Annotated in this window: 13 protein-coding genes; 4 read left to right on the forward strand and 9 right to left on the reverse strand. The window is 60.6% G+C overall.

The genetic code is table 11. The features are described from left to right. Positions 1-183: 183 nt before the first annotated feature. From DFR37_RS18360 to rpe, 9 genes are all read right to left on the reverse strand, one after another. Positions 184-1977, reverse strand: coding sequence for a DEAD/DEAH box helicase (locus DFR37_RS18360; RefSeq protein ID WP_113934637.1), 1794 nt, complete (start codon positions 1975-1977; stop codon positions 184-186). A gap of 309 nt (positions 1978-2286) precedes the next feature. Continuing rightward, on the reverse strand, positions 2287-3036 hold the full coding sequence (locus tag DFR37_RS18365) for a uracil-DNA glycosylase (RefSeq protein WP_113934638.1): 750 nt from the start codon (positions 3034-3036) through the stop codon (positions 2287-2289). 35 nt (positions 3037-3071) lie between these two features. Then, on the reverse strand, positions 3072-3527 hold the full coding sequence (locus tag DFR37_RS18370) for an HIT family protein (protein ID WP_113934639.1): 456 nt from the start codon (positions 3525-3527) through the stop codon (positions 3072-3074). A 13-nt stretch (positions 3528-3540) separates the two neighbouring features. After that, the gene (gene trpC / locus DFR37_RS18375) at positions 3541-4329 is read right to left on the reverse strand and encodes an indole-3-glycerol phosphate synthase TrpC (protein ID WP_113934640.1); all 789 of its coding nucleotides are present in this window, start codon (positions 4327-4329) and stop codon (positions 3541-3543) included. Next, complete coding sequence (gene trpD, locus DFR37_RS18380; protein WP_113934641.1) at positions 4326-5363, reverse strand: anthranilate phosphoribosyltransferase; 1038 nt, start codon at positions 5361-5363, stop codon at positions 4326-4328. The genes trpC and trpD overlap by 4 nt, the downstream gene beginning before the upstream one ends. 18 nt (positions 5364-5381) lie before the next feature. Further along, positions 5382-5945: an anthranilate synthase component II gene (locus tag DFR37_RS18385; protein ID WP_113934642.1), complete on the reverse strand. Its 564-nt coding sequence runs from the start codon at positions 5943-5945 to the stop codon at positions 5382-5384. Between the two features lie 122 nt (positions 5946-6067). Continuing rightward, the gene (gene trpE / locus DFR37_RS18390) at positions 6068-7591 is read right to left on the reverse strand and encodes an anthranilate synthase component I (RefSeq protein ID WP_113934643.1); all 1524 of its coding nucleotides are present in this window, start codon (positions 7589-7591) and stop codon (positions 6068-6070) included. A 253-nt stretch (positions 7592-7844) separates the two neighbouring features. Next, positions 7845-8531: a phosphoglycolate phosphatase gene (locus DFR37_RS18395; protein ID WP_113934644.1), complete on the reverse strand. Its 687-nt coding sequence runs from the start codon at positions 8529-8531 to the stop codon at positions 7845-7847. 81 nt (positions 8532-8612) lie between these two features. Further along, entirely contained in the window at positions 8613-9314 is a 702-nt protein-coding gene (gene rpe, locus DFR37_RS18400) for a ribulose-phosphate 3-epimerase (protein ID WP_113934645.1), read from the reverse strand. Positions 9315-9397: 83 nt separating this feature from the next. Here rpe and apaG point away from each other — a divergent pair, with 83 nt between their 5' ends. Genes apaG through DFR37_RS18420 form a run of 4 tightly spaced genes read left to right on the forward strand, consistent with a single transcriptional unit; the run spans position 9398 to position 13125 of the window. Next, a complete protein-coding gene (gene apaG / locus DFR37_RS18405; protein ID WP_113934646.1) occupies positions 9398-9772 on the forward strand; it encodes a Co2+/Mg2+ efflux protein ApaG in 375 nt (124 codons plus the stop codon). 30 nt (positions 9773-9802) lie between these two features. After that, positions 9803-11089, forward strand: a complete 1287-nt coding sequence (mltA, locus tag DFR37_RS18410; protein WP_113934647.1) for a murein transglycosylase A — start codon at positions 9803-9805, stop codon at positions 11087-11089. Next, positions 11086-12258: an FAD-dependent monooxygenase gene (locus DFR37_RS18415; RefSeq protein WP_113934732.1), complete on the forward strand. Its 1173-nt coding sequence runs from the start codon at positions 11086-11088 to the stop codon at positions 12256-12258. The genes mltA and DFR37_RS18415 overlap by 4 nt, the downstream gene beginning before the upstream one ends. 27 nt (positions 12259-12285) lie before the next feature. Next, entirely contained in the window at positions 12286-13125 is an 840-nt protein-coding gene (locus DFR37_RS18420; protein WP_242341895.1) for a DsbC family protein, read from the forward strand. Positions 13126-13437 lie beyond the last annotated feature (312 nt).

The following is a 13437-nucleotide window of genomic DNA, read 5'->3' on the forward strand; positions in this document are numbered from 1 at the left end:
GCAAAGCGGCACGGGATGGGGCAAGAGCGACGAGCGGGCGATCCAGTGGGGCAATCTCGCATGCGCAAGGTCAACAAGTGTGCAAGCAAATCGGATCGGCTAGATGCCAAAGGCGAAAAGACGTGTGGCGGGCCTAATGCAAAAGGCCGCCCGAAGGCGGCCTTTTGCTTGCTGCGTATTAGCTTACGAGGCGTTTACGTCGCTGCGGTTGCCAGTCGGCTTGGCGCCGAAGCTGGGGCGGGCAGGGCGGTCGCCGAACTTGGCGGGTGCCTTGCGGGCGAAGTCGCCGCGGGGGGCCGAAGGACGGTCGCTGAACGAGCTGCGGGGCTTGTCGCCGAATGCGGGGCGGTCTGCGCGCGGGGCGCGGTCGCCAAAAGGCTTGGCCGATGCAGGACGGTCGCTGCGCGGGGCGGATGCACGGTCGCCGAAGCTGCTGCGGCCCTTGTAGCCACCGGTACCGCGATCTTCGTTGCGGCTGGCAAACCCACCACGTTCTTCGCTGCGACCAGCAAAACCGCCGCGCTCTTCGTTGCGACCGGCGAATCCACCGCGGTCGTCGCTGCGGCCGGCAAAGCTGCCGCGGTCTTCAAAGCGCGAGCGTGCAGGACGCTCGTCGTTGAAGCGCTCGCCGCTGGCGGGGCGGCCTTCAAAGGCCGGCTTGTCGCCAAAGCGCGGCTTGCTGCCCGCATAGGCCGGCTTGTCGCCGAACCCGCCGTTGGGCTTGCGCCCGTAGCTGGGTTTGCCGCCACCGGCGTATCCGCCACGGCCTGCGCCGCCGCCGAAGCTCTTGCCGCCGCCGTTCCCGCCCTTACGGTCGGTGTAGGTCGGGCGCACTGTCTTCTTGGGTTCCAGGCCTTCGATAACGTTCGAAGGAATGGGCTGGCCGATGAAGTGTTCGATGCGGCGAATCTTGTGGCGTTCGGAATGAACGGCCAACGTGAAGGCCAAACCGCTGTTGCCGGCACGGCCGGTACGGCCGATGCGGTGGGTGTAGTCTTCGGGCTGCATGGGCAGGTCGTAGTTGATGGCATGGCTGATGCCTTGCACGTCGATACCGCGGGCGGCAACGTCGGTGGCAACCAGAATGCGCAACTGGCGTTTTTGCATCAGGCCAAGCGTACGTGTGCGCTGGCGCTGGTTCATGTCGCCATGCAGCGCGGCGGCCGAAAAGCCCTGATCGGACAGGCGGTCTGCCAGATCGTCCGCGCCGCGCTTGGTGGCGGTAAAGACAATAGCTTGGTCCAGGTTGGTGTCGCGCAGCAGGTGGTCGAGCAAACGCATCTTGTGGCCGTTGTCGTCCGCGTACAGCAGGCTTTGCGTAATGTTGGTGTGTTTCTGTTTGTGGCCCGAAACTTCAATCTGCTCGGGTTCGCGCATCATCTTGCCGGCCAGGCGGGCAATCGAGCCGTCCAGCGTGGCCGAGAACAACAGCGTCTGGCGGCTTTCGGGCGTGCTGGAGACGATGGTTTCAATATCTTCGATAAAGCCCATGTCCAGCATGCGGTCGGCTTCGTCCAGCACCAAAGTGTGTACGGTAGAAAGATTGACGCGGCGCGCCTGCAGGTGGTCGATAAGACGGCCGGGCGTGGCAACAAGCACGTCGACGCGGCGCGACAGGGCTTTTAGCTGCGCGCCATAAGGCATGCCGCCGACAACAACGGCAATACGCAGGTCTTTAAGATGCGAGCCGTAGGCTTTGGTGGCGTCGGCTACTTGCATAGCCAGTTCGCGGGTGGGCGTCAGCACCAGTACTTGCACGCCGGTGCCCTTGTTGGCGGGCATGCCGGAAATGCGGTTCAGGGCGGGCAGCATGAAGGCGGCGGTTTTGCCGCTGCCGGTTTGCGCCGAAACCATAAGATCCTGGCCTTTCAAGGCTTTGGGAATGGCAGCCAACTGAACTGGGGTGGGGGTGGTGAAACCGGTCTTGGTAATGGCCGACAACAGAGCGGGGTCAAGACCCAGGTTTTCAAAAGACATGCGTGATCCTTTGCCGTAGAAAACGGCGTGCACTAGCGCAAGGCGTGAGTAGTGAGCTCATGCGCTGGTTGATTGGAGCATCGTGCCGACCAATCAACCTTACGTGCAGCCATGTGCGTGGCACATGGACAACTGAAAAGGCTCGGGGGTCAGGGAGCGATGGCGTTCGACATGGGTGCTGAAGTATCAGTCAACTGCTAGAACACAGCATGTGCTGTATGAAAATGTCGACGCATTGAAAATGCAGTGCAGCAATTATAAGCAGTTTTCCCCGATTAGGGAAAGTACTATGTTGTAACGAGGCCACATTTATTGATCGTCGCCAAGCCAGTCTATGCCCGATACACCGTGCCGCGCCAGCCAATCATTGGCTTGCATGAAGTGTCCGCAACCAATAAACGGCTTGGGGGGGCGTTGCGCGGACAAGGGGGAAGGGTGGTTGGATGTCAGTATCAGGCTTGGGGGCCTGCCTGGGCCAGTGGGTATCAGAACCTGCTTGGACTGGGCGTGAGCGCCCCACAACATGAAGACCTTGGGCTGGGGTGAATTGGCGACGTTCGCGATGATGGCGTCGGTGATGGACTCCCAGCCTTTTTTTGCGTGCGACGCGGGCAAGCCGGACTGGACTGTCAGCACGGTGTTAAGCAGCAATACTCCTTGTTCCGCCCAGCGCGATAATTCGTGTGTTTGCGGTGTATAGCTGTCTGGGTATTCCAGGGCCAGCTCTTTGAAAATATTGCGCAGGCTGGGCGGGCAGGGGCAAATATCGGGCACGGAGAACGCCAGGCCCTGCGCCTGATTTGCCCCATGGTATGGGTCTTGTCCAAGAATAATGACTTTGACGGTATCAGGATTCAGCGTATGCAGGGCCCGAAACGGGGTGGCGGGGTAGATCTCGGCGCCAGCCTCCAGCTGTTCGGCCAGAAAAACGCGCAGGCGCGTCAGTGCCGCTTGTGCGCTGGGCGTATTGAACGCGTCTTGCCATATTTTCGGAAGCTGTTGTACACAGTGCGCCAAGTCGTCGCGAAACACATTGAGAGCGCTGTTGGAATTGGCCATTCCCATCCCCGTAAATAGACTGTGTTGCCGTGGGATCATCCCAGTGAATCGAGCGCGCTGCGCAAGGCGGCATGGTAGTCGGTTTGCAGATTCCATTGCTGCTCGCGGAATACATCCCAGGCCAGTTGTTGTTCCGGGCTGCGCTCGTGCGGGGCGGCCCAGATGGCGTCCGGGTAGCGGCTGTCCAGCGGCCAGCGCGGAATGACATGCCAGTGGACGTGCGGTACGTAATTGCCCAACTGGGCGATGTTGACCTTGGCCGGCATGATCTCGTGGCGCATGACGCTTTCCACCAGCCAGACAATGTCCATGATATGGCTGCGGTCTTGTGGAGCCAGATCGGTCATTTCAGCCGCGTGTTCGTTCCAGATAACGCGCGTGAATCCGGGAAAGTCCGGTTCGCCGGCGTCGATGACGCGCAGCTTGTCGTTGCGCCAAAGTACATTGTGCGCGTCCTGGTCTTGGCATAAAGGGCAATTGGCAGAGTGCATGAAGATAGCCTGCTTAATAGAATAGCTCTTGCAAGGCCTGGCCTGGCTCGTCCGCCCGCATGAAGCGTTCGCCCACCAGGAAGGCATTGACGTTATGCGAGCGCATAAGCGCCACATCTTCGCGGCTAACGATGGCGCTTTCAGTGACAACCAGCTTGCCTTGCGGAACCAGCGGCAGCATGTCGATGGTGTTCTGCAAAGAGGTCTCGAACGTACGCAAATTGCGGTTGTTGATGCCCAGAAGCTTGGTCTTGAGTTGCAGTGCAACTTCCAGCTCCTGGCTGTCGTGCACTTCAACCAGCACGTCCATGCCCAGTTCGATAGAAAGGTTTTCCAGTTCGAGCATTTGGTTCTTGCCAAGCGCCGCGGCGATCAGCAAGATGCAGTCGGCCCCCAGCGCGCGCGCATGTACGATTTGATAAGGGTCGATGATGAAGTCTTTGCGCAGCACCGGCAAGGCGCAGGCGGCGCGGGCCTGGCGCAAGTAGTCGTACGAACCCTGGAAGAACTGCACATCGGTAAGCACCGACAGGCAGGCCGCGCCGTGGGCGGCGTACGAGGTGGCAATCTCGGTCGGGTTGAAATTTTCGCGAATCACGCCCTTGGAGGGCGAAGCTTTTTTTATCTCGGCAATGACGCCCGGCTTGCCCTGCGCGATCTTGTCTTCAATGGCCCGGATAAAGCCGCGCACGTCCTTGCGGTTCTTGGCTTCGCGCAGCAGGTCGGCCTCGCTGCGCATCTGGCGGGCGGTGGCAACCTCTACCTTTTTGGTGTCGAGTATTTTTTTCAGTATGTCGTTCATGGTCGCAATTTTTGTGTGTAGGTGCAGAACTCGTCGAGCTTGGCTCGCGCAGCTCCGTTGGAAATGAGCTCGAATGCCTGGTTCAGGCCTTCACGTATGGAATCGGCCTTGTTGCCGGCATAAATGGCCAGGCCCGCATTGAGCGCCACAATGTCTCGTGCGGCGCCGGGAACGTTCTCCAGCGCCTGCTTGATCAGTGTAGCCGACTCGTCGCGATTGCTCACCTTGATTGAACGGTTCGACATCATGGACATGCCGAAGTCTTCGGGGTGGATTTCATATTCGCGGATTGTGCCGTCCTTGAGCTCGCCCACCAGGGTCGGCGCGCCCAAAGAGGCTTCGTCCATGCCGTCCTTGCCGTGCACGATGAGAACGTGCTTGGAACCCAGGCGCTCCATGGCGCGAACCTGGATGCCGACCAGGTCGGAATGGAACACGCCCATGAGCTGATTGGCCGCGTTGGCGGGGTTGGTCAGGGGGCCCAGGATATTGAAAATGGTCTTTACGGCCAATTCCTTGCGGATGGCGGCCACGTTCTTCATGGCGGCGTGGTGGGCCGGGGCAAACATGAAGCCGATGCCGGTTTGCGTGATGCTCTCGGTAATCTGCTCGGGCGTCAGGTTGATGTTCACGCCCAGGGCTTCGACGACGTCGGCGCTGCCCGAAGAGGACGAGGCGCTGCGGCCGCCATGTTTGGCGACCTTGACGCCGGCGGCCGCGGCCACAAACATGGACGCGGTCGAAATATTGAAGGTATGCGAGCCGTCGCCGCCGGTGCCGCACATGTCAAGCAATTCATCGGGGTAGGGGGTAGTGACCTGCAGGGCAAATTCGCGCATGACCTGCGCGGCCGCGGTGATTTCTCCGATCGTTTCCTTTTTGACGCGCAAGCCCATGATCAGGGCGGTGGCGATTTGCGGGGAAAGCTCGCCGCGCATCAGCATGCGCATCAGGTGCAGCATCTCGTCGTGGAAAATTTCGCGGTGCTCGATACATCGGGCCAGGGCTTCGGTGGGGGTAATGGCGGAAGTCATGATGATTTATTCCTGTTCTTAAAGGGTCAGAAAATTACGCAGCAACGAGTGGCCGTGCTCGCTCAGGATGGATTCAGGGTGGAACTGCACGCCGTAGACCGGCAGCGATTTATGCCGTACGCCCATGATCTCGCCGTCGTCGCTTTCGGCGGTTATGGCCAGGCAGTCGGGCAGGGATTGGCGCTCTATTACCAAAGAGTGGTAGCGCGTAACGGTGTAGGGCGAGGGCAAGTCCTTGAAAACGTCTGCGCCGGTATGCGTGATGGCCGAGGTCTTGCCGTGCATCTGGGTTTTGGCCCGGACGATTTTGCCGCCGTAGGCCGCGCCTATGGCTTGATGGCCCAGGCATACGCCCAGGATAGGCACTTGCCCGGCAAAGGCCCGGATCAGCTCAATCGAAATCCCGGCCTCGGAGGGCGTGCGCGGACCGGGCGAGATGCAGATACGGGCGGGCTTTAGCGCGGCGATTTCATCGACGCTGGTCTGGTCGTTACGCAGTACCTTGACCTGTTCGCCCAGTTCGCCGAAATACTGAACCAGGTTGTAGGTAAAGGAGTCGTAGTTATCGAGCATTAGCAGCATAGTGGTCTCCGACTTTATTCCATTCCCATATCAAACGTGCACTTTGTCGGCTTCGCTTGCCTTACAAGAGTAATGTCTGCGCTTCACCTTCGCGTTCACGCTTGATCTGGAAACGGAGTTGATTAAATGGGTTCGTCAAGGCCGAACTGGACTTTTTCGGCGGCGCGCAGCACGGCGCGCGCCTTGGCCTCGGTTTCCTGCCATTCTTTTTCGGGGTCGGAGTCGGCCACAATACCGGCCGCCGCCTGGACGTAAAGCATGCCGTCCTTGACGATGCCGGTGCGGATGGCGATGGCAACGTCCATTTCGCCGTTGTAGCTAAGGTAGCCCGCCGCGCCGCCGTAGATGCCGCGGCGCACGGGCTCAAGCTCGTCGATAAGCTCCATGGCGCGCACTTTGGGCGCGCCCGTCAAGGTGCCGGCCGGGAAGGTGGCGCGCAGCACATCCATATTGCTCATGCCTTCGTCCAGCACGCCGCTGACATTCGAAACCAGGTGCTGCACATGCGAATAGCGCTCGATGCTCATGGTGTCGGTGACTTTGACGGAGCCGGTCTGCGCAACCCGGCCCACATCGTTGCGTGCCAGGTCGATCAGCATGACGTGTTCGGCGCGCTCTTTGGGATCGGCCTGCAGCTCGGCAGCCAATGCGGCGTCTTCGGCCGGGGTGGCGCCGCGCTTGCGAGTGCCGGCCAGGGGCCGGATGGTCACCACGGTTTGTTCGTCGGTGCCGTCGGCGGCCGTTTTTTCCTGGCGCACCAGGATCTCCGGCGAAGAGCCCACCACATGGAAGCTGTCGAAGTTCCAGTAGTACATATAGGGCGAAGGGTTGAGAGAACGCAGCGAGCGGTACAGCGAAAGCGGCGAGTCGCGGTAAGGCTTGGCGATGACTTGGCCGATCTGCACTTGCATCAGGTCGCCCGCGGCGATGTATTCCTTGGCCTTGAGGACGGCGGCAATGTAGTCTTCTTTCTTGAAGTCGCGCCGGCTTTCGGTTTGCAGGCTGGCGTAGGCATAGGGAATGACCACAGGCATGCGTAGCTTCTCGCGCAGCTCTTTGATGCGCCGCCGTGCGCCGGCATAGCTTTCGGGCTGCTGCGGGTCAGCATACACCACCAGGTAAGTGCGCCCGGCCAGATTGTCGACCACCACCAGTTCGTCGACATGCAGCAGCATGATGTCGGGCGTGCCTTCGTCCTGGCCCGAGGGGAAGGGCTTTACGGCAGGGCCCAGCTTGGGCTCCATGTGGCGCACGGTGTCGTAGCCGAAATAGCCGGCCAGGCCGCCCGCAAAGCGGGGCATGCCGGGGCGCAAGGCTACTTTGAAGCGCTTTTGATAGGCCTCGATGAAGCTTAGCGGATCGCCCTCATGGGTTTCAACGACCTGGCCCTGGTGGACGACTTCGGTCAGCGTGCCGCTGGCGCGGATGACGGTTTTGGCGGGCAGGCCTATGAAGGAATAGCGGCCGAACCGTTCGCCGCCGACTACCGACTCCAGCAGGCAGCTGTTGCGCCCGCCTTCGGGGCCGCCGTGAGCCAGCTTCAGGTAGATGGAAAGCGGGGTGTCGAGATCGGCATAGGTTTCCGCCATCAGGGGGATGCGGTTGTACCCTTGTGCGGCGAGTGCGTTGAATTCGATTTCTGTCATGGAGGTCTCGGTGGGCTTTGTTGGTGCACGAGGCCGGACAGTCATCAAAAAAGCCCGGCCATGGTGTTTATGGTTCCGGGCTTAGCTGTTTGGTAATGCAGTCGGCAGGAAAAGACGGAGTCTTAAATGCCGGGAGGAATTACCGCCACCCAGAACACAAGCGCCACCAGCGCCAGGTAGCGCGGGGTGTTGTGTAGTAATACAGGGCAGAGGTCATGGTATTGGTTTTTTTGGTTTGCCGAAGGCTTTGGGTTCAGGCGGGAACCGGACTGGTTCCACGGGCACTGATCCATTGCGCGGCGGCATCAATGGACATAACTATATCATCGACTTTCAGATTTTGCACATCCAGGCCTTCGTTATAGCCGTAGGGTACCGCCAGCACCGCCATGCCGGCCGCCCGGGCCGCCTGTGCGTCGTTGATCGAATCGCCCACCATTACGGTTTGCGCGGGCGGCACTTGCAGCAGGCCGCAAGCGTGCAGCAGCGGCATGGGGTCGGGCTTGTGCCGGGCGCAGGTGTCGCCGCAAACGACCTGTTCGAAATAAGGAGCCAGCCCAGTGCGCTCAAGCAGCGGCAGCGTGAATTCAGTGGGTTTGTTGGTAACGACGGCCAGTTTCAGGCCCAGGCGCCGGAAGGCATCGAGTCCTTCTATGACGCCCGGATAAAGCGTGGCATGCAGGCCATTGACGGGATGGTAATGCCTATTGAACAGGTCACGGCAGCGTTCGACCAGATCATGGTCCGGTTCGATGCCGTCGCCTTGGAGGCTGCGCACTATCAGTTGGCGTACGCCTTTGCCGACGTAGGTGGCAATGGTTTCCAGCGGCAGCGGGGCCAGGTTGATATCGGCCCGCATGGCGTTGACGGCAAGCGTCAGGTCGGGAACGGTATTGAGCAAAGTACCGTCAAGGTCCAGGAGTACGGCGGAAAACGTCATGGCGGTGAATGGCAAGTATTGTCTAGGGGAACAAGTGGCCGCGGGCCGCTTCGGGACATGTTCCGAAAAATGCAAATGGCCTTACACGGAAATGGATTCGCCGCGCACGATTTCGCTGCGCATGGCGCTGATGACTTCCTGGTAGCTTTTTTGTCCGAATATGGCCGAGCCGGCCACGAAGGTGTCGGCGCCCGCCGCGCGTATGGCGGCGATGTTGTCGACCTTGACGCCGCCGTCCACTTCCAGGGCAATGGGCTGGCCTCCCTGGCTGACCCAGGCGTCGATTTTCTTGCGGGCTTGCGCCAGCTTGGTCAAGGTGGCCGGAATGAAGCTTTGGCCGCCGAAGCCCGGATTGACCGACATAAGGAGCACGACGTCGAGCTTGTCCATGACGTAATCCATCCAGTCCAGCGAGCTGGCGGGGTTGAAGACCAGGCCGGCCTTGCAGCCGTGCTCTTTGATCAGGCCCAGTGTGCGGTCGGGGTGCCGGGACGCCTCGGGGTGAAAGGTAATGATGTCGGCGCCGGCCTTGGCGAATTGCGGGATAATAGCGTCGACGGGCTCGACCATCAGGTGAACATCGATAGGCACCTGGGTATGCGGGCGCAGGGCTTCGCACACCATGGGCCCCATGGTCAGGTTGGGAACATAGTGGTTGTCCATGACATCGAAGTGTATCCAGTCGGCCCCGGCGGCGACTACGTCGCGCACTTCGTCGCCCAGGCGGGCGAAGTCGGCGGCCAACAGGCTTGGGGCTATGCGGGTGGGGGCGGATGTGGTCATGGACGTAAACTATGTTTTAAAAAATCATTATTGCAGATTAAAGACTCGATCGAGTAAACGTAGTCTGTTTTGACGGGGTTCACATGAAGCCGTACGACTTGTCAGTAACCGTAACGCCGCAGTATCTGCCCGAGCAATCCGACCCGGGCGAACAGCAGTTTGTGTTTGCCTACACGGTTTGCATTACTAATAACGGCCAGCATCCGGCCCAGGTCATCAGCCGCCACTGGATCATCACCGACGGCCAGCAAAAGGTTCAAGAAGTGCGCGGGCTGGGAGTCGTCGGCCAGCAGCCTTTGCTGGGGCCGGGCGAAACATTTGAATACACCAGTGGTTGCCCATTGTCCACGCCTATCGGCACAATGCGGGGTACCTATCATTGCGTGGGGGATAATGGCATTCCTTTCGAGGTGCCCATCGGAGAGTTCGTGTTGGCGATGCCGCGCACTTTACATTGATATGAAACCATCTTTCATAAATTGAAGTCCATGAAGAAAATCCTGCTTTCCTGCACGCTGCTTGCTGTCCTGGCGGCGTGCAGCAGTGTGCCTCCCCAACCTGAAACGGCAGTGGTCCCCGGCGGCCCGGCCGCCGAAAACATAGCGGAACAGCCCCTGCGGGTGCCGGCCCTGAGCGCCATGCGCGATACGGCGCCGCGTGTTTTGGCCGGCAAGTTCCAGGCGGTCAATTGGGCGACGCTGCCGGGCTGGCAAAACGACGACCTGCATTCGGTATGGAAAGCGTTCATCAATAATTGCAAGGGTCTGATGCGGCCTGTGTCGGGTTCGCTGGCAATGCAGGCTCGGGCCACGCCGCGCGCGTGGCAGCCGGTTTGCCTGGCGGCGCAGCAGTCGGGCATTCCTTCAAGCAATCCCGACCCGGCTCAGGTGCGTCAATTCTTGCAGGCGCAGTTGCAGCCATGGCGCCTGCTGGACGCCGGCGGGCATCCGGCCAAAAATACCGTCACGGGCTATTACGAGCCCTTGATCCGGGCATCGCGTACACGCCAGGGTGCCTACCAGTGGCCCTTATATGCGGCGCCCGCCGATTTGCTCACCATTGACCTGGGTTCGGTGTACCCCGAGCTGGCCGGCAAGCGGATACGCGGCAAGCTTAACGGCAAGCGCGTGGTGCCTTACGACACGCGGGCGCAAATCGCCGCTTCGCCGAATCAGCCCCCTGTCATAGTCTGGGCCGACGATCCCGTCGAGGCGTTTTTCCTGCAAATCCAGGGCTCGGGCCGCGCGCAGCTGCCGGGCGGCGAAGTCGTGCGCCTGGCCTATGCCGACCACAACGGCCGCCCCTATGCATCGATCGGCAAATGGCTGGCCGACAAGGGCCTGCTGCCGCTGTCGCAAGCGTCAATGCAAAACATCAAGGCATGGGCGCGGCAAAATCCCGCCCGCGTGCAAGAAATGCTTAACGCCAATCCAGCCATGGTGTTTTTTTCGGAAGAGCCGATTACCGATGTCGAGCTTGGCCCTAAAGGTGCCTACGGCATTCCTTTGATCGGGCAGCGCTCCGTTGCCGTGGACACCACTTTCGTGCCGTTGGGCACGCCTTTGTTCCTGTCCACCCAGTACCCGGCTTCGAACAAGCCTTTGCAGCACCTGGTGTTCGCCCAGGATACGGGCGCGGCAATCCGCGGCGCCGCGCGCACTGATTACTACTGGGGCTTTGGCGATGACGCCGGCGCCCAAGCCGGCCGCATGAAGCAGCAAGGCGAAATGTGGGTGTTGTGGCCGAAACAGGGCGGCACGCCGTCAGCGCGATGAACACCCGGCGCATTGTCGTATGCGGTACCGGTATTGTCGGCCTGGCCGCCGCGCTGGGCCTGACCAAGGCGGGAGGCCAGGTCACGCTGCTGGGGCCCGACATGCCCGTGCCGCCAGTCCGCGACGACGAATATTGCCCGCGTGTTTATGCTATTTCGCCCGCCAGCCAGCAGTTTCTGGAGGGGCTGGGCGTCTGGGCCATGATGGATGCGTCGCGGCTGACGCCGGTCGAAGCCATGGAGGTTTATGGCGATGCCAGCGGGAAAGTTGTTTTGCGCGCCTGGCAGGCGGCGCTTCCGATACTGGCCTGGATAGTCGAGTCCAGCGAACTGGAGCGCGTTTTGCGGCAGGCGGTGCAGGTGTTCGGGATAAGCCGGCAGGCGGACAAGTTCCGCGAGCTGCAAGCGGGCGTGGCGATCACCGAATCGGGCAAGCGGCTGGAAGCCGATTTGCTGGTGGGCGCCGACGGGGCAAACTCCCCGGTGCGTGCGGCCGCAGGCATTAGCCATGAGTCGAAAGCGTATTCCGATACTGGCCTGGTTGTGCATTTGACTGCGCAGTATCCTCACCAGAATACGGCGTTGCAATGGTTTACCGCCGACGGTGTGCTGGCTTTGCTGCCCCTGCCGGACACGGCGCAAGGGCACCAGGTTTCCATGGTGTGGTCGATGCCCGAGGCGCATGCCGCCCAGTTGCAGTCCATGCCCGAGAACGAACGCAACGCGGCGCTCGAGCTGCGTCTGCTGGAGGCAACCGGTGGACGGCTGGGACGCTTGACGGTGCGCAGTCCTTTGCTGGGCTTTCCGCTGTTCCTGGAAAAAAGCGGCATGGTGGCGGCGGGCGTTGCCTTGGTCGGCGATGCGGCTCACCGCGTTCATCCTTTGGCCGGCCAGGGTTTGAATCTGGGTTTGGGCGATGTGGAGAAGCTGATCGATGTGGTGCGCGACTGCGAGCCTTATCGCGGGATAGGCGAGCCGCGGGTGCTTAACCGTTATCGCCGCGCGCGTGCCGAGGCTGTGATGGCCATGGGTTTGGCTACAGACGGGCTGTATCGTCTGTTTGCGTCGCAAGCGGCGCCGGTGGTGCTGGCGCGCAATGTGGGCATGCGGCTGGTGGACAAGCTGCCCATGCTCAAGCGTTTTCTTATCAGCGGGGCGTCGGGCGGCTGACGACGCTTGCGGCGCGGCAAGCGGGGCTTGATCGCTGCCTTTATAATCGGGCATTCAAAATTCAAAGGTTTCACTATGGTCCGGCCTTTTTCGGGTTTGTTTTTAGCGGCTTTTGCTGGCGGTATTCTGGCGGCTGGCATGGGGGCCGCGGTGGCGCAAACGTCGGCTCCGGCGGTTGTGTCTACACAGCAGGCGGCTGCGGCGCAGCCTGTGACGCCCGAGACGCTGGCGCAGGTGAAGCAGGCGTTCGAGCATCGTTTCGAGGGTATCAAGGTCGCGGCGGTGAATCCTACTCCGCTTCCTGGGCTGTTCGAGGTTCAGGTGGAATCCGACTTGATGTATACGGATATTGACGCCAATTATGTTTTGCAGGGTTCGCTGATCGATGCGCGTGCGCGGGTGGATTTGACTGCGCAGCGTTTGGCGAAGCTGTCCGAGGTTCCTTTTGATTCTTTGCCGCTGGATAAGGCTATCAAGCAGGTTCGGGGCAATGGCGAGCGCAAGATTGCGGTGTTCGAAGATCCTAATTGCGGGTATTGCAAGCAGCTGCATCGTACGCTGGAAAGTGTGGACAATATTACGATTTATACGTTGTTGTTCCCGATTCTTTCGCCTGATTCGAATGTGAAGGCGCGCAATATTTGGTGCGCGAAGGATAAGGCGGCGACGTGGCGGGACTGGATGGTGAATGCGAAGACGCCGGCGGAGGCTCAGTGCGATACGCCTATCGACGAGCTTTTGGCTTTTGGCCGCAAGCTTAGGGTGCAGGGGACGCCGGCCATCTTTTTTGCGGATGGGTCACGGGTGAATGGGGCTTTGCCTTTGGACGCTTTGAATAAGAAGCTGGCTAGCGTTAAGGTTGATTGAGTTCTTGAGTTCTTGAGTTCTTGAGTTCTTGAGCGGCTGTGGTGTTTTGCCTCGGTTGCTGGTTTGAGTTCTTAATCGGCCGTTTTAGCCCAGCCGATTTTGCTCAGGTCGCTGCGGCCTCGGCTGCGCCGAGGCTACCCGCGCCGCCAGCCGTTTTCGGGCGTTCGCAAAACTCGCGCGAATGGGCAGCCCCCGGCTGCCCATAAACGCCGCGCTCAAACAGCTGCTCACTTGCACCCCGAAAACGGCAGGCAGCGCGGCTTGCTCCAACTTCACAAAACCGGCTGGGCTAAAACGACCTAGGGACGGGTT

Source organism: Eoetvoesiella caeni (genome assembly GCF_003315175.1).
GTDB lineage: Bacteria > Pseudomonadota > Gammaproteobacteria > Burkholderiales > Burkholderiaceae_B > Eoetvoesia > Eoetvoesia caeni.